21 protein-coding genes and 1 other annotated feature are annotated in these 21,347 nt (G+C 47.3%); of the genes, 9 read left to right on the top strand and 12 right to left on the bottom strand.

The window, feature by feature from the left end; genetic code table 11:
• Window positions 1–26: 26 nt before the first annotated feature.
• From RJ47_RS05785 to RJ47_RS05775, 3 genes are all read left to right on the top strand, one after another.
• Window positions 27–524: a porin family protein gene (locus RJ47_RS05785; protein WP_038134283.1), complete on the top strand. Its 498-nt coding sequence runs from the start codon at window positions 27–29 to the stop codon at window positions 522–524.
• Between the two features lie 87 nt (window positions 525–611).
• Window positions 612–1,127 carry a porin family protein gene (locus RJ47_RS05780; protein WP_038134284.1) on the top strand — a complete coding sequence of 172 codons (516 nt, stop codon included), beginning with the start codon at window positions 612–614 and terminating at the stop codon, window positions 1,125–1,127.
• 129 nt (window positions 1,128–1,256) lie between these two features.
• Complete coding sequence (locus tag RJ47_RS05775; RefSeq protein ID WP_039482364.1) at window positions 1,257–1,871, top strand: DsbA family protein; 615 nt, start codon at window positions 1,257–1,259, stop codon at window positions 1,869–1,871.
• A gap of 47 nt (window positions 1,872–1,918) precedes the next feature.
• On the opposite strand, the gene RJ47_RS05770 is transcribed toward RJ47_RS05775, so the two are convergent.
• The 8 genes from RJ47_RS05770 to RJ47_RS20775 all read right to left on the bottom strand — a co-directional run bounded on the left by RJ47_RS05770 (window position 1,919) and on the right by RJ47_RS20775 (window position 10,530).
• Complete coding sequence (locus tag RJ47_RS05770) at window positions 1,919–3,178, bottom strand: dicarboxylate/amino acid:cation symporter (protein ID WP_038134286.1); 1,260 nt, start codon at window positions 3,176–3,178, stop codon at window positions 1,919–1,921.
• Between the two features lie 338 nt (window positions 3,179–3,516).
• The gene (gene trpA / locus RJ47_RS05765; protein ID WP_039482361.1) at window positions 3,517–4,323 is read right to left on the bottom strand and encodes a tryptophan synthase subunit alpha; all 807 of its coding nucleotides are present in this window, start codon (window positions 4,321–4,323) and stop codon (window positions 3,517–3,519) included.
• Complete coding sequence (gene trpB / locus RJ47_RS05760; RefSeq protein WP_039482358.1) at window positions 4,323–5,513, bottom strand: tryptophan synthase subunit beta; 1,191 nt, start codon at window positions 5,511–5,513, stop codon at window positions 4,323–4,325. The genes trpA and trpB overlap by 1 nt, the downstream gene beginning before the upstream one ends.
• Before the next feature lie 58 nt (window positions 5,514–5,571).
• On the bottom strand, window positions 5,572–7,011 hold the full coding sequence (gene trpCF, locus RJ47_RS05755; RefSeq protein WP_039482355.1) for a bifunctional indole-3-glycerol-phosphate synthase TrpC/phosphoribosylanthranilate isomerase TrpF: 1,440 nt from the start codon (window positions 7,009–7,011) through the stop codon (window positions 5,572–5,574).
• Between the two features lie 13 nt (window positions 7,012–7,024).
• The gene (gene trpD / locus RJ47_RS05750; RefSeq protein WP_039482352.1) at window positions 7,025–8,023 is read right to left on the bottom strand and encodes an anthranilate phosphoribosyltransferase; all 999 of its coding nucleotides are present in this window, start codon (window positions 8,021–8,023) and stop codon (window positions 7,025–7,027) included.
• Between the two features lie 11 nt (window positions 8,024–8,034).
• Window positions 8,035–8,628 carry an aminodeoxychorismate/anthranilate synthase component II gene (locus tag RJ47_RS05745; RefSeq protein WP_039482349.1) on the bottom strand — a complete coding sequence of 198 codons (594 nt, stop codon included), beginning with the start codon at window positions 8,626–8,628 and terminating at the stop codon, window positions 8,035–8,037.
• A gap of 6 nt (window positions 8,629–8,634) precedes the next feature.
• The gene (locus RJ47_RS05740; protein ID WP_039482346.1) at window positions 8,635–10,212 is read right to left on the bottom strand and encodes an anthranilate synthase component 1; all 1,578 of its coding nucleotides are present in this window, start codon (window positions 10,210–10,212) and stop codon (window positions 8,635–8,637) included.
• Window positions 10,213–10,342: 130 nt separating this feature from the next.
• Window positions 10,343–10,446: a sequence feature (Trp leader region), on the bottom strand.
• Window positions 10,393–10,530, bottom strand: a complete 138-nt coding sequence (locus RJ47_RS20775; protein WP_005472031.1) for a tryptophan operon leader peptide — start codon at window positions 10,528–10,530, stop codon at window positions 10,393–10,395. (Overlaps the previous feature by 54 nt.)
• Before the next feature lie 83 nt (window positions 10,531–10,613).
• Between RJ47_RS20775 and rnm the strand changes: the two genes are divergently transcribed.
• The 3 genes from rnm (at window position 10,614) to rluB (ending at window position 13,226) form a co-directional block, all read left to right on the top strand.
• A complete protein-coding gene (gene rnm, locus RJ47_RS05735) occupies window positions 10,614–11,465 on the top strand; it encodes an RNase RNM (RefSeq protein WP_039482343.1) in 852 nt (283 codons plus the stop codon).
• A 65-nt stretch (window positions 11,466–11,530) separates the two neighbouring features.
• Window positions 11,531–12,151, top strand: coding sequence for an L-threonylcarbamoyladenylate synthase (locus tag RJ47_RS05730; protein WP_038134297.1), 621 nt, complete (start codon window positions 11,531–11,533; stop codon window positions 12,149–12,151).
• 106 nt (window positions 12,152–12,257) lie between these two features.
• A complete protein-coding gene (rluB, locus tag RJ47_RS05725) occupies window positions 12,258–13,226 on the top strand; it encodes a 23S rRNA pseudouridine(2605) synthase RluB (protein ID WP_005471913.1) in 969 nt (322 codons plus the stop codon).
• A gap of 41 nt (window positions 13,227–13,267) precedes the next feature.
• Here the strand turns inward: rluB and RJ47_RS05720 are convergent, their stop codons facing one another.
• On the bottom strand, window positions 13,268–13,831 hold the full coding sequence (locus RJ47_RS05720; protein ID WP_039482340.1) for a flavodoxin family protein: 564 nt from the start codon (window positions 13,829–13,831) through the stop codon (window positions 13,268–13,270).
• Between the two features lie 411 nt (window positions 13,832–14,242).
• Between RJ47_RS05720 and RJ47_RS05715 the strand changes: the two genes are divergently transcribed.
• Together RJ47_RS05715 and RJ47_RS05710 are read left to right on the top strand one after the other, a co-directional pair.
• Complete coding sequence (locus RJ47_RS05715) at window positions 14,243–15,160, top strand: leukocidin family pore-forming toxin (RefSeq protein ID WP_038191063.1); 918 nt, start codon at window positions 14,243–14,245, stop codon at window positions 15,158–15,160.
• Window positions 15,161–15,230: 70 nt separating this feature from the next.
• Window positions 15,231–15,920: a hypothetical protein gene (locus RJ47_RS05710; RefSeq protein WP_039482336.1), complete on the top strand. Its 690-nt coding sequence runs from the start codon at window positions 15,231–15,233 to the stop codon at window positions 15,918–15,920.
• Window positions 15,921–15,937: 17 nt separating this feature from the next.
• Here the strand turns inward: RJ47_RS05710 and RJ47_RS05705 are convergent, their stop codons facing one another.
• Window positions 15,938–16,678 carry a chromosome partitioning protein ParA gene (locus tag RJ47_RS05705; protein WP_039482333.1) on the bottom strand — a complete coding sequence of 247 codons (741 nt, stop codon included), beginning with the start codon at window positions 16,676–16,678 and terminating at the stop codon, window positions 15,938–15,940.
• A gap of 101 nt (window positions 16,679–16,779) precedes the next feature.
• On the opposite strand from RJ47_RS05705, the gene RJ47_RS05700 reads away from it, so the two are divergent.
• A complete protein-coding gene (locus RJ47_RS05700; RefSeq protein WP_039482330.1) occupies window positions 16,780–17,676 on the top strand; it encodes a response regulator in 897 nt (298 codons plus the stop codon).
• An 87-nt stretch (window positions 17,677–17,763) separates the two neighbouring features.
• Here the strand turns inward: RJ47_RS05700 and cydC are convergent, their stop codons facing one another.
• Together cydC and cydD are read right to left on the bottom strand one after the other, a co-directional pair.
• The gene (cydC, locus tag RJ47_RS05695) at window positions 17,764–19,485 is read right to left on the bottom strand and encodes a heme ABC transporter ATP-binding protein/permease CydC (RefSeq protein ID WP_039482328.1); all 1,722 of its coding nucleotides are present in this window, start codon (window positions 19,483–19,485) and stop codon (window positions 17,764–17,766) included.
• Window positions 19,478–21,265, bottom strand: a complete 1,788-nt coding sequence (gene cydD, locus RJ47_RS05690) for a heme ABC transporter permease/ATP-binding protein CydD (RefSeq protein WP_039482326.1) — start codon at window positions 21,263–21,265, stop codon at window positions 19,478–19,480. The genes cydC and cydD overlap by 8 nt, the downstream gene beginning before the upstream one ends.
• Window positions 21,266–21,347 lie beyond the last annotated feature (82 nt).

Genomic DNA, 21,347 nt, shown 5'->3' with positions numbered 1-21,347 from the left:
CAAAGGACATGACAAGAAGGTTAATTATGAAAAAGACACTTTTAGCACTGGCGCTGATTGGCGCATCAGCAACAGCTTCTGCGGACTCTTGGATTTATGGTAGTGCAAGTGTCGGTCAGGCTGATGTCGGCGGGGAAACCGCTTCTTCTTACAACGTTCACGTAGGAACGGGCATTCTACCGTTTATTGGACTTGAGGCTGGCTATCAAACCTTCGGTGAGTTCACAAATGCGCGTTACGATGGCAAAGACTTAGACCTAGAAGGCTCAGCACTTTATTTTGCAGCTAAACCAAGCATCGACTTCGGTCCGCTGCACGTTTATGCCAAAGCAGGTCTGCATTCGTACAAACTTGAAGACAGCAGTGCTGGCTTTGAAGAAGACGAAATTGACATGATGTACGGCATTGGCGCTGAGTACTTTATGGCTGGTCCAATTTCTATCGGTGCAAGCTACAATGTATTTTCTTTAAAAGAAGATGATGTGAAGAACTTCTCGATCAACGCGACGTTCCACTTCTTATAATTGGGCATCTTTTTTAGAACGATACCCAGCAATCTTGCTGGGTATTTTTATTGGTATGTTATTTGTCTTGTTTGTGGGATTTATAAAATGAAAAAAACACTTTTAGCGCTTTTAGTTATGGGCGTATCCGCTTCTGCTTCTGCTGACTCTTGGCTTTATGCGGGTATCCAAGGCGGTAAATCTAACTTGGAAAGTGAAAGCTCAACAGCGTACGGTGTTCATGTTGGTACCGGTATTCTCCCTCTTATTGGTTTAGAAGCAGGCTACTTCAATCACGGCTCTATCGACCTTGAAGCTCGTAATATCAGCGGTAGTGCCGATTTCACTTCTTTTTATGCTGCTGCTAAACCAAGTATCGACTTTGGTCCACTTCATATCTACGCAAAAGGCGGCCTGAACACCTACAACGTAGAGTTTACAGGCGACTTGAGCTCTATCTCTAATGATTCAGGTATCGGCTTAATGTACGGCTTTGGCGCAGAATACAACATCTTCCCAGGTCTGACAGTGGGCGCGAGTTATCAGTCGTTTGGCTTTGAAGTTGACGGCAGCGGTGAAAACGTTGATAGCTTTACCGTCAACGCGACCTTCCACTTCCTATAAGCGAAGAACCTCTCCAAAAAAGCGACCTTTGGTCGCTTTTTTTGTGCGTATTTGCAGGCAATGTCATATACATTTGTCTCATTTTTGTTTAATTTGAACGAGTGTTCAAATTAAATCAAGAGGTAGAAGATGACTAAAGCGAAACTCTATTATGTTTATGATCCAATGTGTTCATGGTGTTGGGGGTACAAGCCCACGTGGAGAGCAGTCGAAGATGCACTGAAGGGTAAGGTTGATATTCAGTATTTGGTTGGGGGACTTGCCGCAGATTCTGATCAGCCAATGCCGCAAGAGATGCGACAGCAAATCGCTTCCTATTGGAAGAAAATTGAAACTTTATTAGGCACTGAGTTCAACTACGACTTCTGGACCAGCAACACACCTCGTCGCTCGACATATCCCTCATGTCGCGCCGCCATCGCTGCGCGAAAGCAAGGCAAAGAAAAAGAGATGGTGGACGGCATTCAGAAAGCCTATTACTTACAGGCGCGAAACCCGAGTGATGACAGCGTTTTGTTTGATGTGGCTCGTGAGCTTGGATTGGCAATGCGTGAGTTTGAACATGACTACTATTCAAATCGGCTAGAAGAAGAGTTGCAAGATGAGCTAAGGTTTGCCCGCGGTATCGGTGGAAACCATTTCCCTTCGTTGTTTTTACAAACGCAGGAAGGGCTTCTCGAATTGCCTATCGATTACCATTCCCCAGAATCGACGCTTAGCCAGATTCAAGCACTGATAAAATGAAAAAAGCCACTCTAGCAAAGAGTGGCTTTGATACTTTTATTCAGAGATTATGCTTGTTGCTTTTGTAGCTCAGCTTCTTTCTCTTCGTCTTCAATCAAAGAATCAACAATGACTGCACACGCGGCGTCGCCTGTGATGTTAAGTGCAGTACGAATCATGTCGAAGATACGGTCTAGAGCGAACAGCAGTGGTAGACCTTCGATTGGAATGCCCGCTGCAAGCAGTACCGCAACCACAAGGAAAGAAGGACCTGGAACACCCGCTTGACCTACCGCACCTAGCGTAGAAGTAACGATAATCGCGATGTATGCGCCCATGCCTAGGTCAATGTTGAACAGTTGAGCAAAGAAGATAGCAACTAGGCCGTAGTAAATTGCGTTACCTGACATGTTGATTGTCGCGCCCAGTGGCAATACGAATGAAGCGGTAGAGTTCTTAACGCCTAGCTCATGCTCAACGGTGTCTAAAGTAACTGGCAGTGTTGCCATAGAAGAAGCGGTAGAGAGTGCAACAGCTTGTGGCTTCTTCATTGCCGTTAGGAACTTCTTCGCTGAGGTCTTAGTGAAGATATGAACCATAAGTGGGTAAGCAACAAAACCGAAGATTAGGATCGCAGCAACGTAGACAACGAATAGCTTGAATACCACCATTAGGGCACCAAAACCAAACGTACCAACGGCTTCAGCCATCAGACCGAATACACCGATAGGTGCGATGATCATCACTTTGTTGATCATCCAAACCATCGCGTCAACGATCGCATTGACACCGTTAATGATCGGCTCGCGCTTTTCTTTTGCTTGCTTAGAGATAGCAATGCCAAAGAACATACAGAAAACAAGGATTTGTAGAATATTCGCTTCGTTCAGTGATTGGAAAACGTTGGTTGGGATCATACCAGTGATGGTCGCCCAGAAAGTAGGTAGTTCACCTTTCGCAGCGTATTCTGACGAGAACATGCCTTCAACGCCTGAAACGTCAATGCCCATGCCCGGTTTAAATACTTCACCCATGAATAGAGCAAGGGCGACTGCTAGCGCAGAAGTAAGGCCGAAGTAACCTAGCGTTACAACACCAACTTTACCAGCAGATTGGCTATTTCCTAGACCTGCAGCACCTGAAATAAGTGCGACAGCGACAAGAGGGATAACCAGCATTTTGATTAGATTAATGAAGATCGCACCTAGTGGAGCGAACATGGTTGCGCTGTCACCCATGAAGGCACCAACGGCAGTACCTACGATCATGGCAATGACTACTTGCACACCAATATTGCTTAGCAAACTCTTTTCTTTTAACACTTCCATAACCTCTGTGCTAATTAAAATTAAAAATCCAGAATTACCATCTGAGTGTAAACTCAAAAATGGTTAATAATTTCGTCTCGCTTTTTACACGTTATTTTTACAATTAGCAATATGTGACGGTACTGAGAGAGGCATTTAAAGACACTTTTATTGATAACTGACAATTTTTTGCTCAATAGCAAACGTTTGCTTTAGGTGTAAAGAGGGGGTTGCTCAATGAAGTGTTATGGAAGTATTGTTGAGTTGAATGATTCTGAAGAGTGTGGATTGTTAAAAAAAAGATCGATTTCATTATGATTTAAGAAACCGATCTCATAGATGTTTAGACGGCTAACACGTTACTTCTGTGTCGCAGCCTTCATGGAAGATACAAAACCTGCGAGTTGTTGTAACATCTCGTCGGGTTTTTCTGTATAGGATTCAATGATTTTCACTACCGCCGAACCAGAAATTGCACCAGCGGCACCAGATTCTAGTGCTTGCTTCACCTGTGCTGGTTCTGAGATGCCGAAGCCAAGTAGCGCTGGTGGCGCATCGAACTGGTTCAGCCTATCTAGCATGTGACCAACAGGCATGTTTGCCTTAGTCTCTGCGCCAGTAACCCCAGCACGAGAGAGTAAGTAAGTGTAACCACCACCTAGCTCTGATACTTGCTTGAGTGTTTCATCACTTGCTGTTGGTGGTGCAATAAAGATCGGGTGAATACCAAACTTCTCTGCAGCCGCAACAAATTCTGAGCTCTCGTTGGTTGGTACATCGGCAATCAACACAGAATCGATGCCCGCTTTTGCACAGCGCTCGTAGAAGTTTTCGATGCCACGTGAGTACACAAGGTTTGCGTACATCAAAAGACCGATTGGAAGATCAGGGTACTTCGCTCGAATCTTACCAATTTGCTCGAAGCAGATATCTGGCGTAGCGCCTGACTCTAATGCACGAATGTTCGCGCCTTGGATAGTTGGGCCATCGGCAAGTGGATCTGAGAATGGGATGCCTAGTTCTAGTGCATCGGCGCCAGACTCAACAAGCGTTTCCATGATCTTGTAAGATTGCTCTGCGTTTGGATCGCAAACCGTCACAAACGGTACAAATGCGCCTTGGTTTTTCTCGTTTAGGCGCGCAAACATCTTCTCATAACGGCTCATTAGATTGCTCCTTTTTCTTCCAAGATAGCGTGCACGGTGAAGATGTCTTTGTCACCACGACCTGATAGATTCACAACCAATAGTTGCTCTTTTTCTGGATTCTCACGAGCCATACGCAGCGCATGGGCAAGAGCGTGAGAAGATTCTAAAGCTGGGATAATGCCTTCACTACGAGCGAGCTCTTGGAACGCATCGAGTGCTTCGTCGTCTGTGACGTTATCGTATTCAGCGCGGCCAATTGCGTTAAGGTGTGCGTGTTGCGGACCAACTGAAGGGAAATCAAGACCCGCAGAGACAGAGTAAGATTCTTCAACTTGGCCGTTAGGGTCTTGCATTAGTGGCGCTTTCATACCAAAGAAGATGCCCGTTTTACCATGCTTAAGTGGTGCGCCGTGCTGGTCGGTATCGATGCCTTTACCTGCTGGCTCAACACCAATTAAGCGGACGTTTTCTTCTTCGATGAAGTCAGCAAACATACCAATCGCGTTTGAACCACCGCCCACACACGCGATAACCGCGTCAGGAAGGCGACCTTCACGCGCCAAAATTTGATTCTTCGTTTCTTCACCAATCATTCGTTGGAAATCACGCACAATGGTTGGGAAAGGGTGGGGACCTGCCGCGGTACCGAGTAGGTAGTGCGCGTCTTCATAAGTCGCAGACCAGTCGCGCAGCGCTTCGTTACATGCATCTTTAAGTGTTGCTGACCCCGAGTGAACAGGAATCACTTCTGCGCCCATGAGCTTCATGCGGAATACGTTCGGACTTTGACGCTCAACGTCTTTTGCACCCATGTAAACGCGGCACTTAAGGCCAAGCAGTGCACACGCGAGTGCAGTGGCAACACCGTGCTGGCCTGCGCCTGTTTCAGCAATGATTTCGTTTTTACCCATGCGTTTCGCAAGCAGCGCTTGACCTAAGACTTGGTTGGTCTTGTGCGCGCCACCGTGAAGCAAGTCTTCGCGTTTTAGGTACAGTTTGGTCTTGGTTCCTTTGGTGAGATTACGAGTAAGCGTTAACGCCGTTGGACGACCGGCGTACTCTTGAAGAAGCGTCATAAATTCACTGCGAAAATCTGGGTCTTCTTGTGCGTCGATAAACGCTTGCTCGAGCTGCTCAAGCGCAGGTACCAATATTTGTGGGACGTATTGTCCGCCGTATTCACCAAAGTAGGCGTCTAGTTTTGCCATCATGTCTTCCCTTTAATTCGTTTGAGTCGGCATTCCGACTCAAGAAATTTTGTTTGTGTTAGTAGTCTCTAATCGCGGCAAAGGTTTGCTGCAGCTTGTCTAGGTCTTTTTTACCTGGAGAGTGCTCTACGCCTGAGTTCAAATCTAAGCCTAAGCAGCCTTGCTGTGATGCTTTTTGTGCATTGAAAGGATTAATTCCACCCGCAAGCATCACTTTTTCTGGGTTGGAAATGAGCGACCAATCAAAAACCAGTCCGGTGCCACCCGTTTGCGATCCGACTTTAGTATCCAAGAGGTGACGATCAACGCCTTGCGCGATCAACTCTGGCACCTTGTCGGTAACACCGTACGCTTTCCAGACTTCTACGTGGTCAGGCAGTTGTGACTTGAGTGCGGTGACAAACGCTTGATCCTCTTGACCATGAAGTTGTACCGCTTTTAAACCTAACTCAGACACTCGCTGGCAAATAAAGTCTGCCTCGTGGTTTTGGAACACGCCGACATACTGGAGTGGCGCACCGCTCATGGTTAGTCGAGCCGTTTCCAAATCGACGTAGCGCTTTGATTGTTCGACGAAGATTAAGCCGCCAAAGATGGCGCCAGCTTGATATGCTTTTGCTGCGTCATCGGGATGAGTGAGGCCGCAAACTTTGTTTTCACCTAGTGTCACTTTACGTACTGCGAGCTCTAGGTTCTCTTCTGCCATCAGTGAACTGCCAATCAAGAAGCCATCCGCGTACTCGGCTAAATCTCGAACCTGTTGGTGCGTGTAAATGCCGGACTCTGAAATCACGGTTGCGTTTGGTGCCAGCTCGCGAATGGTTGGTGCCAGTTCTTTGGTACGGTTAAGGTCGGTGCTGAGATCGCGTAAATTGCGGTTATTGATGCCGATAACGCGAGCGCCTAGCTTAACCGCGCGATGAAGTTCTTCTTCATTGCTTACTTCGGTCAGGATGCCCATGTTTAGGCTGTGTGCCGCTTCTTCTAGCGCTTTGTACTCTTCGTCATTAAGGACAGAAAGCATCAGTAACACGGCGTCTGCACTGTAATGACGCGCTAAGTACACTTGATAGGTATCCACCATAAAGTCTTTACACAGAACAGGCTGTTTTACTTGGCTACGTACCTGCGGCAGGAAATCAAAGTTACCTTGGAAGTATTTCTCGTCTGTTAGGACTGAAATTGCGTCAGCGTGATTGTTATAAACTGACGCGATGTAATCCAAATCGAAATCGTCACGAATCAAGCCTTTAGAAGGGGAGGCCTTTTTACATTCAGTGATAAACACCGCTTTCTCACCGCTGAGCGCATCGTAAAAGCTGCGGTCAGATGGCAGTAAATCAGACTGAAATGTGCTCAGCGGTTGAGACACTCTACGGTCTGCGACCCACTGATACTTGTCGCGAACAATTTTCGCTAGAACTTCTGCCATTTCTGCTTCTTTCTTAGAAACGTGTTCAGACAGATTGTCAGCTTGCTGAGTGTTGAAGTCAGTCATCTTCTTCCATTCCTTAAGCGTGTGCGGCAAGTTGTTGTACCAATTGGTACGCCTTACCTGAATTCATTGCCTCAATCGCTTGCTGCGTGTTGGCTTTTAAATCTTCGTGGCCGAATAGGCGCATTAACAGAGCAACGTTCACCGCCACTGCGCCCAATTGTGCGTCTGTCCCTTTACCTGTCAGGATGTTGGTGATGATCGCTTTGTTTTCTTCAGGATCGCCACCTTTAATCGCTTCTAGTGGGTGAGCTTCTAGACCGAAGTCTGCAGGCGTTAGTTTGTATTCTGTGATCTTACCGTCTTTGATTTCAGCAACGGTTGTTTCACCGTGAATCGCCACTTCGTCCAAACCGCTACCGTGTACCACTGCGGCGCGTTTCATGCCCATTTGTAGCATGGTTTCTGCGATAGGACGAACCAGTTCCTCGCTGTAAACGCCCATCAGTTCAATGTTTGGACGAGCAGGGTTAATCAGTGGGCCGAGAATGTTGAAAATGGTACGCGTTTTCATGGTTTGACGCACAGGCATCGCGTGACGGACACCGCCGTGGTATTGAGGTGCAAATAGGAAAGCGACGCCGATATCGTCGACGGCTTTTCGCGTGTCTTCTGCACTCATCGCTAAATTGATGCCAAACGAGTCGAGGAGATCCGACGACCCCGATTTGCTTGACACGCTACGGTTGCCGTGTTTCGCGACTTTCAGACCACACGCCGCCGCAACAAACGCCGCAGTCGTCGAAATGTTAATGGTGTTGTGGCCGTCGCCGCCAGTACCTACGATATCTGCGAAATCGTAATCTGGGCGCGGAAATGGGTTGGCGTTGGCTAACAGCGCTTTCGCTGCGCCTGCGATCTCATCGGGTGTTTCGCCTTTTATTTTGAGTGCAGTCAGTGCCGATGCCATCAAAATCGGATCGAGCTCACCACGAATGATGATGTCGAACAGCTGTTGGCTCTCTTCTTGAGTCAGCGATTGTTGGTCATATAGTTTGTTAATAATCTGTTCCATGAATAATCTCCTTAATGCTGCTCGTTGTGTTGTTGAGCCCAATCAATCGCGTTTGCCAATAAGGTTGCGCCGTAGGTGGTCATTATTGACTCTGGGTGGAATTGGAAGCCACACACCTTGTCTTGCTCGTTGACCACAGACATCACCAAACCATCAACTTCTGCGGTAATGGTTAAGCTGTCAGGAACCATGGTTGCGACCAACGAGTGGTACCGAGCAATGGCGAGCGGTGAAGGTAAACCAAGATATGTTGGATGGTTTTGGTGTGCCATCATCGACACTTTGCCATGAATGATTTCACCCGCGCCTGCAACCGTACCGCCGTATGCTTCAACAATGGCTTGGTGACCTAAGCAAATACCGATCATTGGCACTTTGCCTTTCAAGCGTTGGATCAGCTCTGGCATCGAGCCTGCTTCTGAAGGAGCACCAGGACCTGGTGAGAGAAGAACCACAGCGTTGTCGAGCTTAGCTACCGCTGCTTCAATCACTTCTGCTGCAATATGGTTTCGATAGATGGTCACTTGGTGGCCTAGCGAACGGAATTGGTCAACGAGGTTGTAAGTGAAAGAATCAAAGTTATCGATGAATACAATGTTAGCCATGATCACTTACTCCTCGTCTTGGCGCGCTTGATGGGCGGTTTGAATGGCGGAGATAACCGCTTGAGCCTTACCACGTGTTTCGTCTGCTTCCGCTTGTGGATCGGAGTCAAACACCACGCCAGCGCCGGCTTGAACTTGGGCGATGCCATTTTCGACATACGCAGAGCGAATCACAATACAGGTGTCGAGTGTGCCTTCGCCCGTCAAGTAACCCACAGCACCGCCGTAACTGCCACGACGCGCGCCTTCCACATCACGAATTAACTGCATCGCGCGAATTTTAGGCGCGCCTGTTAATGTGCCCATGTTCATACAGGCTTGATAAGCGTGCAGGGCATCTAAGTCTTCACGTAGTTGGCCGACCACACGCGACACCAAGTGCATGACGTGGCTGTAACGGTCGACTTTCAGTAGGTCAGCGACATGGCGAGTACCGGCTTGAGAGATGCGCGCGACATCGTTGCGCGCTAGGTCAACCAGCATCATGTGTTCAGCGTTTTCTTTTTTATCGCTGCGCAGTTCAAGCTCAATGCGGCTATCTAGGTCAAAATCGATCTCACCATTCGGGCGTTTACCGCGACGACGAGTCCCGGCAATTGGGTAGATTTCAATCTGGTTGGTGTCGGTTTCATACTTAAGCGCGCTTTCCGGTGAAGCGCCAAACAGAGTGAAAAGCTCATCTTGCATGTAGAACATGTAAGGGCTTGGGTTACTCACTTTCAGCTCTTTGTATGCCGCCAGTGGAGAAGGGCAAGGTAGAGTAAAGCGGCGCGATGGAACCACTTGGAACACATCGCCTTTGACGACAAACTGTTTTAAATCACGCACGGTTTGGCAAAAATCTGCATCTGATACGCTTGGAATGGCTTCGACCGTGGTCAGTTGTTTGGCGCTTGGTAAGTGCTTTAACTGTGCGCACTCAGCTTGGATTTGCTCCACTCGCGCAGCCAGTGCCGCTTTTTGATCGCTGTTTGCGAACAAGGTTGCCTTTAAATCACACGTTTGACGCTGGTGATCGACGACCAATAAGGTTTCAGCAACGTAAAAGACGTAATCCGGGCATTGGTTAGTTTGCTCTGCATGACCGAGTGGCTCAAAATTCGCGACGAGATCATAAGCAAACAGTCCGCCTAAGAATAGGGCGTGTGGGTGCTGATCGCTAAGGTCGAAACTATGTTGGATAAGGCGAAGAGCATCAAACGATGAGGCTTCACGCAGTCTTGAATCTTCATCAAGGGTATCGCAAGGAGCGTCAAATTCTAGTGTGAGCACTTGGCCTTCAAAATGATGCGTAACGTTAGATTGGATGTTTTGCGCTAGGTGAGCGAGTAAGTGCTTGCCGTTGTCGGTGAGCGCTGTCATGGTCACGGTATGGCCAAAGCAGACGATACGAACGGCAGAGTCGACGATGAGCAGGCTTTTAAGGTCTTGTTTAGAGTCGATCTCAGCAGACTCTAACAGCAGGCTATCGGTTTTATTCTCACACAAGGTGTGGAACAAACGCGTTGGGTCCTGCGCGTAAGGAGCAGAGGCTTGAATAACTTCAAGGTTTCCTAGCTTTCTGATTTCAATGGCCTTGTTCACAAGACCTCCTTTTTATATAAAACTTTAAATCTTCCTGTCGTACATAGTGGCACAAAGCAAACGTTCACCCAATCGGGTTTTGGTTCAAATTGTCGATTGTTTAAGCACTTAGATGTGAGACAGACTACAAAACAAAAAGCCCGCTACTTGAGCGGGCTTGGGGTATTCCTTTCTAACTTTTTAGAAGTACACGCTAGCCCACCAAGAACTTGTCCAAGTGCGCCACCAAATAAGATTACCTGCATCCACAGAAGAGTTGTGGCTCTTTGAGAGCGCTGCAACTTTCAGTTTCTGGTCACGGGTAATTTCTTGTAACATAGTTGGCCTTAAATTCAGGTACTTCGTATTTGTGTACTAGTTAACTAGTGCAGAGGTAAAAAGTCAACTAAAAAAATAGAAATATGAGAATTGATTTACACAGCCATACCACTGCCTCTGACGGAAGACTGCCACCAAACGAACTGATTGATCGAGCGCTCAGTTTCAATCTTGAGGTATTAGCGATCACCGATCACGATACCGTCGATGGGTTAGCGCCTGCTCACGACTACATTAATGAAAACCAACTGCCGATTCAGCTTATTAATGGCATTGAGATTTCTACGGTGTGGCAAAATAAAGACATCCACATTGTTGGGCTGAATATTGACCCCAACTCGCCAGCGTTGCAGGCGTTGATTGCGCAGCAAAAAGCCCATCGAGAAGGGCGCGCGGAACTAATCGCACATCGCCTTAGCAAAGCAACTCGCGAAGGGGTGCTGGAAGAAGTCAAACAAATAGCGGGCGACGCGCCTATCACTCGAGCTCATTTCGCGAAATGGCTGGTTGAAAATGGCTACGCGAAAACGATGCAGCAAGTGTTTAAGAAGTATTTGACGCGCAACAATCCCGGTTATGTACCGCCGGCATGGTGCTCGATGAGTGAAGCTGTTGAGGCCATTCACGCTGCGGGTGGGCAAGCCGTCCTTGCCCATCCTGGCCGCTACGATTTAACGGCAAAATGGATAAAACGCCTGTTAGCGGCATTTGTTGAAGCCAGTGGTGACGCGATGGAAATCGCACAGCCACAACAAGGGCAACAAGAAAGACGCAACTTGGCTGATTATGCTATACAATACAAACTATTAGCTTCTCAAGGTAGCGACTTCCACTATCCGTCTCCGTGGATGGAGTTAGGGCGCAACTTATGGTTGCCATCAGGTGTCGAACCTGTATGGAAAGATTGGGGTATCGAGCCTTCAAGCGCAGAGTAATTTGCCCGGATTAAGTCGATATCAATTAACTATAGAGTCGAGAGACTCGATAATGAGGAATTACAATGAGCCAGTTTTTTTACGTTCATCCAGAAAACCCACAGGCTCGCTTGATCAATCAAGCTGTAGCAATCATTCGTAATGGCGGGGTAGTGGTTTACCCAACAGACTCAGGCTATGCATTGGGGTGCCAGCTAGAAAACAAACAGGCTTTGGAACGTATCTGTCAGATCCGTCGTCTTGACGAGAAACACAACTTTACTCTGTTGTGTCGAGACTTGTCTGAGCTCTCTCTTTACGCGCGTGTTGATAACTCGGCGTTTCGTTTGCTGAAAAATAACACCCCAGGTCCTTACACGTTTATCTTTAAAGGGACGAAAGAAGTTCCTCGTCGCTTAATGAACTCAAAACGTAAGACGATCGGTATTCGTGTGCCTGATAACCAAATCGCGCTTGATTTGCTCGAAGCACTTGGTGAGCCGCTGATGTCGACCTCATTGATTCTGCCAGGTAATGACTATACAGAATCAGACCCAGAGGACATCCGTGACAAACTAGAGCACGCCGTCGATTGTATTTTGAATGGCGGCTACCTTGGTGAGCAACCAACCACGGTGGTTGACTTCAGTGATGATGAACCCGTCATCGCTCGACTGGGTTCGGGTGATCCAACGCCATTTGAGTAATCAAAAGTTCGTGATTTTCGACACACTTTTTGCGATAATGTGCGGCCGCGATTTCGGGTCGCACATTTTTATTCGACGTCTGCGAAGACGACACATAGGTAAATAAATGAACGAAAAATTACAGAAAGTATTAGCACGAGCAGGTCATGGATCACGTCGCGAGCTGGAAGCTTTGATTAAAGCGGGCCGTGTCAGTGTGAATGGCGTTGTCGCTAAACTTGGTGAGCGACTAGAAGATGAAAACGCCATTGTGCGTATTGATGGCCATACTGTGTCTGCAAAGGCTCAGGAAGAGGTTATCTGTCGTGTTCTTGCTTACTACAAGCCGGAAGGTGAACTGTGTACTCGTCATGACCCAGAAGGTCGTCGCACTGTATTTGACCGTCTACCAAAAATCCGCGGTTCGCGTTGGATTTCTGTTGGTCGTCTTGATGCTAACACATCAGGTCTGCTGCTATTCACAACCGACGGTGAGCTGGCAAACCGCCTAATGCACCCAAGCCGTCAGGTAGAACGTGAATATCTAGTACGTGTGTTCGGTGAAGTGACCGAGCAAAAAGTGAAAAACCTAGTTCGCGGTGTTGAGCTGGAAGATGGTATGGCACGTTTCGAAGACGTTGTGTACGCTGGTGGTGATGGTATGAACCACACCTTCTACGTGGCAATTAACGAAGGTCGTAACCGTGAAGTTCGTCGTCTTTGGGAATCTCAAGAGACAACGGTAAGCCGTCTTAAACGTGTTCGTTACGGTGATATCTACCTAGACAAGAAACTGCCACGCGGCGGTTGGATGGAGCTAGACCTTAAACAAGTAAACTACTTGCGTGAACTTGTTGAACTTCGCCCAGAAAAAGAAACGTTACTCGATGAAAACAAAGCGAACAGCTCTCGTAAACGTGAGCGCTCTCGTAGCCAAAAGATTCGTCGCGCCGTTAAGCGTCACGAAGAGCGAGTAAACAGCGGTGGTGGTCGTAGCAACAACCCGTCACGACGCAAGCCACGTAAAGGTGCTGGAGAACAAGGTTCTCGCGCAAAACAAGGTAATAGCAAACCTCAACGCCAATCGCGTAAATAATTGAAAAAGCAGCCTTCTGGCTGCTTTTTTCGTTTTCACCTTCAGGTTTTTATCCGTTTTACCCACTGAGCCATTCTTTCTCCTAAGTACTTTGCAGTTGCAAGATCCGATGGGTGCACCTCACCATTAACCCCTTGGGCCACAACGCCTGCTTGGGTGCCAAGCCGATTGAGCCCCAGCTCACCTGTTCCTGTCGTCTTATCTAGACCTAACCACAGCATGCCATGCTGACCAGCGAGAGTCTGGATGTATTGAAGAGTACTAGATTGGTCGCCATTCATCGCGCCCCCACTGGTAAAACCCGCTGCTATTTTCCCCGACCATTTTTGCTCTACCCAAGTGTCACTACTGGCGTCAGCAAATGCTTTGAACTGAGCCGCGACGCAACCCATATAGGTTGGAGAACCGAAAATTATCCCTTCGCAATCCACCAATTGCTGAAATAGTTCAGCAGTACAAAATCGGCCTTCGACAATCTCTCTGCCTGCTATTCGATGAGAGATAACTTCAACTCCGCCATGGCTTTCAATCCCAGCGGCAATCGCTTTGGCCAGTTGGGCAGTGACGTCAGTTTGAGAAAAATAGATAATCGCAATCTTAGACAAATCATGTTCCTTTTTAGTCAAGTTAATTGAGTTGTAGAACAGGCTAAAACCTCAACCATACTTAAGGTCAACGAAATTTTTCATCTAATAGTAAAGCGTGGAATTCGGTGGGGCTGTATTGACGCGATGGGTGAATATAAATTCATCTAGATTAACTAACTATTGGTAACACATTATTCTTATAAATATCAATATGGTGAAAACAGTTTGGTTAAGTAATGGAACAAGCATCCCATCGAAATATTATTCTGCTTTTTTTATAAAATTCGGCGAAGCATTATCCGGATGAATGCTGCTAGTTAGCATTTATCTACTTAAAAAATAAGTAGTTAATTAAGTTTTTCCTAATAATGGCTTAATTCTTTCATTAGGTTTTAATAATATATAAAACATAATTAACAGGATAATATAATGAATAACCAACGCGTGACCCTGAGTGCGGTAGCACTTACTTTAATTGGAGCCTTGGCTCCCGCTTACGCTGCAGACACCTTGAAAGCGTACACCTCGACGTTACTGGAACTTGACGACAGTGATGCGAGATCGAAGAAGATTCGCCTTATATATTCACTTGAGAACGTGTGGAACAGCTCTTTGTTACCAGATGGAGCGAAAGAGGCCAAATTACTACTGAACGGTGGGTCGGGTTTTGACATGACCAATGTTCCGAATAAGGAGCAAATTTATGGTTTTGCAACCGGAGGAGATTACCGTTATACCGTTCCAACGGCGTTCAAGCTTGCGTTGAGCTATGCCAACGGTGCCCCTTTGCGCCATATGAGCCACGCGCCAGAAAATACCATTGCGACCGCTTCTGTGAGTGAATCCCTAGACTTTAATTTGGGTTTCACTGCCTCTCAATCGCCTTCTATTAATGCAGGGGTATCTTGGAGCAACCGTGTGACGTATGACCAACCAGAGTTTCAGACCGTTGCTGACTTCAACCAGACCAATGAAAGCATCAGTTGGTTAATTGAAAACCGAACCATTCGAAACCATACACCAGCAAAAGATTGGTTGTTATATCGTTGGACAAGTTGTGGGATGGGAAATCTAATTGACTACAACGAACTGCCAATCGTCATGCGTTCTGACTTCAAACCTCAAGTTGGCGCGGTTTACCGCAAAGAAAACATCAATGACGGCCAAAATACAACGGACATCAAACTGGTCGCTGGCTGGAGAAAAACCAATTACTACTTCGGTCGTGATTGGTGCAGTTGGTATACCTCATACCAAAACAGCTGGAAGAAAAACCGAGACAGTAGCCACTGGACGCAAACAGACCGCACGGTGACGATTGCTTGGAACGATAACCTTTACCACTAACCCGAAAAGCCATTACCGCGTGCCATTGCGTGCGGTAATGGCAACACCAATCTTGGATAGGATTCAATATATGACAAAAAGAAATGTGATTGTCGGGGTGTCGTTGGCTTTAGGTGCACTTTACCTTGGGCTCAATTTCATGGGAGATGAGGGTGTGCAGAATCGACCGATTGAGTCGAGTTCTGATCGCTTGTCAGTGACTCAAGATGCTCAACAGCCACTTAAGTCTGAGCATGCGACGCCGAGTGCAAATCAGGAGCGTGCAAACGATGCGACTGACACGATAATAGAAGAGCTTACCCTACCAGAGACGGCGTGGTTGTCTGACCCGATCAATCAACTCAGTAACGATCTTTATGATTTTATTGAGTCAGAGCAGGTACGTTACATCAATACTACCGATTACCCGTTTGATGAGGAAAAAGAGCGCCAATTGAATGCGTTGATACAAGCCGGTGAAATGATCATGTTTGATAACAGCGACCCTGATTACTTGGATAGTTATGGCGTGAGTGAAGCGCAAGTGGTGTCCGAGTACTTTGGCACTGCGTCAAAGGGCGATGTAATTGTTGCGACAGCGGTTGTTTTACCAGAAGGTGGGATGCATTACTTGGTTTTGCCGTTACAGAGAAAGTCCGTCGACGATGATGCGACGTTGATTAGCGACGTTAAACAAGCCGTTACGTTACTCAAAGACCAAAAATTTGATTTGGTTAAACCGAGATCATCAGAAGCGGGTTCTAGTGATAGCGCGTCATAACGTCAAACAGCAGTGTGTTATTGGCCGTTCTCGTTGATTAAATCCAAATATTTCTTCTCTACGAAATCCTTCTCTTTGGTGATGTGTTTGAGCTGCTGTTTGACATTGGCCAACTCTTGCTTGAGTTGGTCAATGTCACCCACCGAAGCGAGCTTTTTCTTGTAGTTGTCAATGGTTGCCAGCAGTTGCTCTTTCTCTTGCAAATGTTGTTTGAAGCTATCGGGAGCACCACCAGATTCGCTAATTTGGATATATTCATGCTCAAGTTGGTCGAACTCTTTTTCTATTTGCGCTTTCTCTTGGCGTAGGCTTTCGACGGTATCATGTTGTTTTGCTAGCTTGGATTTTGCTTTTCGTAAACCACGCACACTTCGGTCGAGATCGGTGCGAAGTTTGGTGATCAGTTGGTGAGATTTGCTCAGCTTCGACGTTAAAGCATCCACCGTTTCCTTGTCTTGCTCACTCAGCATGCGATCATTTTCCGCCTTTATTTGTGAAACCTGTGCTTCTAGCGCTTGTTGAATCTCAATGAGGTCATTGAGCGTTTGGCTGTTGTCATTGGTATAGTTCAGCGCTTTATCAACCGACTCTTGGCACAACGAATATGTGGCAGAATCCATCACTTTGTTTCCCGATACCTCCGTTGCGAAACGGCGAAACTCACGAAGAATTAACCAAAGGACAATGAACCAGGCCATCAAAATAAGCAGACCTGCGTCGACCGCGAGTGCAGTTAGGTTCTCTGGTGTTAGGGTCATAGCGTTACCTAGGTTGGTTGAGAGAATAGGGTAAGTTTAGTTGTCGATGAAAAATGTACCTATAATTGAATCAGTTGATAGAGTGAAAGGACGCACATGACGTGAAGATTTTGATCGTTGATGACAGCAAAGCGACGCTTGAAATTGTGCGCCGCGCTTTAGAGTCTTTTGGGTATCGAAAGCTATCGATCAAGAAAACACCGTGTGCGACCCAAGCGCTTGAACTTGTGGCAACGTGGCAACCCGAAATTGTGTTAACCGACTGGTACATGCCGGAGATGACAGGATTGGACTTGATTGCTAAGGTCAAAAAGTCCGCGCCGAATGTCAAGCTCGGTATGATCACCACGGTTGATGAACAGAGCCAAGTAGACCTTGCTCTATCAGCTGGCGCGCAGTTCGTGCTCTCTAAGCCCTTTGAAGATGATGAACTGCATAGAGCCTTGCTTCCATTGGTTCAGGGAGCAGAAGAAGATGAGTTGTTGATTGAGCCAGAAGCCGATGTGCAACCCGAGTTGGCGCTCCCCAAGTTATCGCAGTTAGCCAAGTTATTGACCAAGGTGATCGGAGGAGAGGTCGGGATTCATACTATCCAACTGCAGCAATTTGATGAGAGTAAACTGCCTTGCCTGATGGCCGTGTATGAAGATGCGGAAACGCAGCGCTTAAAAGCGATAGCCCTGCTTGATCTTTACGCTATTTGCGTCTTTTCACAGGGGAACAAAACCGTGACTCAGGCCGATATCCATACCGCGATCCACAACAAAGTAGTGTCGAAGAGAATACTCGACAGCTGTCATAAAGTTCTTGAGCAATCTTCCATCGCGTTTTTGGATTCCAACTCTCGAAAAAGCTTACGTTTGAAAAGCGTCAACTTCATCACCAAACCATTTGAAAAGCTCAAACACCTCTATGAAAAAGATCCGGCTACTCGGCTCGACTTCTCATGTCAAATCCCAGATATGGCTCAAGGCAAAGTGACGTTGATTGGCTTTTGAATTTGCGCAGCCAACACAAACTGAGTTAAGACAAGCCCAATAGTAGAAGTAACAAAGCCGAAGTGTGGTGACTTCGGCTTTAGTTGTTTATAGCGTTTGGTTGAGTTGATAGTAACGACCTTTTTGCTGGATAAGCGCATCGTGACTGCCGTATTCGACAATCTCACCTTGCTCAATCAGGCAGATGGCATCCATCTTATCGAGATCAACGAGTCGGTGAGTAATGAACAGAACGGTTTTATCGACGAAATGCGACTCAAACAGCTGCATGATTTGCTGCTCTGTTTGCTTATCAAGACCTTCGGTTGGCTCATCAAGCAATAAGATCGGCGCATTGTGTAACAGTGCCCGCGCAATACCAATTCGACGTTTTTCGCCCCCTGAAAGCTGACGTCCACCGTCACCTAGCCAAGTATCTAAGCCCGTTTCAGTAAGAAGTTTGTCTAGACCAACCTTAGCTAAAATCGCAGTTAACTCTGCATCATCGCAATCTGGGGAAGCCATGAGCAGGTTGTCACGTAGAGACCCGTTTAGAATATCCACGCGCTGACTGACCACGCTGATTGCCTGACGAAGCTGGCTCTCACTCCACCCTTTAATTGGCTGTCCTGCGATGAGAATCTCGCCTTTTTGTACATCCCAATAACGGTTAAGCAGCTGAAGCAGCGTTGACTTACCCGATCCCGTTTGGCCGACAACCGCGACACGTTGACGTGCAGGGATGGACAAATTGATATTGCTGACCACATCAACATCGCTATCAGGGTAGTGGAAAGTAATGCCTTTGTACTCGATAGAATACTCGTTAGAGTGCTCTATATCTTGCTGAGTAAACTGGACATCAGGTTCCGACAATGTGATGTCGTTGAGGCGTCGCGCCGAGGTGAGCGTTTGGCCAAGATGCTGGAAGGCACCCGCGATCGGCATCAGTAACTCTACACTTGCCATGGTGGCGAAAACGACAAGAGCGATCATAGGATCTGGGGTATTGCCTGCAACGCCGTCTGCTGCGAGCCAAAGCATCAGTACGATCGTCCAACCATTTGCTAACATCAGTAAGGCTTGAGCCAAGCCCGCAAAATGTGCGTTGAACAATTGATTTTTCAATAAACGTTGTTGAGTGTCTAAGATAGCCGTCCTGTAACGTTCTTGAGCGCCAAATAACGTCAGTTCACTGTAGCCTTGTAACCAGTCAAGAGTAGCAATTCTTAGTTCAGCCTTGTTTTGTGTTAATTCTGAACCGTTACGTTTACCCAACTTATAGAACAGCACAGGCCATGTGAGTAGCAGCGTTAACAGAATCGCACCTAAAATTAACCCAAGATCACGATCAAACCAGCAAAGCAGGGCTGTAAGACCTGCAATACCGAACAGACCTACCACCATTGGGCTGACCAGTCTTAGATAAACGTGATCCATTGCGTCGATGTCTGCGACAAGGCGGTTGAGTAGATCGGCGTCTCGCAAGTTTGAAACTCGACCAGGAATCAAAGGAGCGAGTTTGGAAAAAAAGAACACGCGCAAGTCGGTGAGTAGTTTAAAGGTCGCGTTATGGCTAACAACGCGCTCACCCCAACGTCCTGCGGTTCTGCCCATTGCGAATCCGCGCACGAAGGCACCAGGCAACATGTAGTTGAAGGTTTCACGGGCAATGGTTAAGCCAGCGACGGCAGCGGCGGAGAGGAACCAACCGGATAAGGTCAGCAAACCGATCGATGCGGCAATGGTTAGAAAGGCGAGGAGCATCCCTAGTGATAAACCAAACCAGTGTTTCTTATACAGTTTTAAGTAAGGGAGTAAATCACGCATCGAGATTCCCCTTATTTGCTTGGTCGAGTGCCTGATTGGCTTTTAACATCTGTTTGAATAGTCCATCTTGAGACGAAAGTTCATCAAATGATCCTGCTTGCGCGAGCTGGCCATTTTCCATCACTAGAATGTGTTCAACCCGTTTCAACGGCGTCAGCTGGTGGGTGACCATTAACGTTGTTTTGTCTGTAATCTGGCTTTCAAGGCCTTGCATTACGAGGCGTTCACTGCGCGCATCGAGGCTCGCGGTAGGTTCATCCAACAGCCAAAATTGTCCGTTCTGGATCATCGCACGGGCAAGAGCGAGGCGCTGTGCTTGACCAACAGAAAGTCCACCAGAGCGGTCCGACACTTGATACTCCAAGCCATGTGTTTCGACAAATTCAGCGGCGTGCGACTCATTAAGCGCCTTGGCAATGACTGAATCCGAAACGTGGCTTTTGCCTAGAGTGATGTTGTCACGAATAGAGCCATGCAGTAACAGTGGATTTTGCCCAACCCAACTGATTTTTTCACGCCAACTCGCGAGATCAAGTTCGGTTCGTTCTAGACCGTTGATAGTGAGAGACCCTTTATAGGGTAAAAATCCTAATATGGCATTGATTAAGCTCGTCTTACCTGCGCCACTTGGGCCGACAAGCGCGGTTGTTTGGCCGGCATTTAACTCAAAGCTAATTGGCCCGAGCAGTTTGACGCCTTCGGGAGAATAGACCTCGAGGTCGCGGGCGCAGATGGTAACTGTTTCGTCGCCATCGAGTTTTTTATCGCCTGAACGAACGGTATCAACGTCGGTTTCCAAGAAGTCGACAATGCTTTCTGCTGCGCCAACGGCTTGCTGTTTCGCGTGGTAGAAAGTGCCTAGGTCGCGCAATGGTTGGTAAAACTCAGGAGCGAGGATCAATATAAAGAGTCCGGCAAACAGGGTCACCCCCGCGCCATAGTCGCCAAAGTTGAGTTCACCGATAAAAGCAAAACCAAAATAAACGGCGGTCAGTGCGATCGAAATAGAGGTAAAAAATTCGAGTACAGCTGAAGACAAAAAGGCGATTTTTAAGACGTCCATGGTGCGAGTTCGGAATACTTCAGAGGCACCACGCATCATTTCTGTTTCCGCTTTTGTTCTATCGAATAAGCGGATCGTCGTCATCGATTGCAGACGGTCGTAAAAATGACCCGATAATCGTTGCAGGGCCTTAAAGTTCTTGCGATTGGCGTCAGCGGCTTTCATGCCGACTAGCGCCATGAACATAGGAACCAATGGCGCAGTGAGTAGAAAAATCAAGCCAGCTGCCCAGTTCACGGGGAAAACGACAATTAAAATGACAAAGGGTACAAGTACTGACAATGACATTTGCGGCAAGTAACGTGCAAAAAAGTCGTGCATATCTTCGACTTGTTCAAGCAGCAAGGTTGCCCAAGCGCCTGCAGGTTTACCTTTAATGTAGGCAGGGCCAAGTTCTCTGAGCTTGTCTAAGATCACTTGACGAATGTACACGCGAATTTGTTCACCACAACGATATCCGGCGATTTCTCGACCCCATGAACAGAGCGCGCGAACTGCGATAACGATCGCTAAGCCAGCAAAATCGGGGAGTAACGTGGATTTATCAACTTGTTCAATGATCAACGAATGTAGAATGTTGGCGAGCAAGGCCGCTTGAGCCAGCAGTAACACGCTTGAAAAGACGCCAAGGCCAACAGCGATCATCAGCCAGCGTTTTGCTAGCTTACTTTGCTGTTTGAGCCACTTGTTCAAGCCGCGCTGTTTCTTTTTATCCATTATGAAGGCTTAATGATAATTATTATTGCAATTAGAGCGGGGCATTATACAAAAGAAAGCCCCACGGGAATACCGCAGGGCT

It is taken from the genome of Vibrio sinaloensis, assembly GCF_000808535.1.
Taxonomy (GTDB): Bacteria; Pseudomonadota; Gammaproteobacteria; order Enterobacterales; family Vibrionaceae; genus Vibrio; species Vibrio sinaloensis_D.
This window is presented reverse-complemented; position numbering and strand designations above follow the sequence as displayed.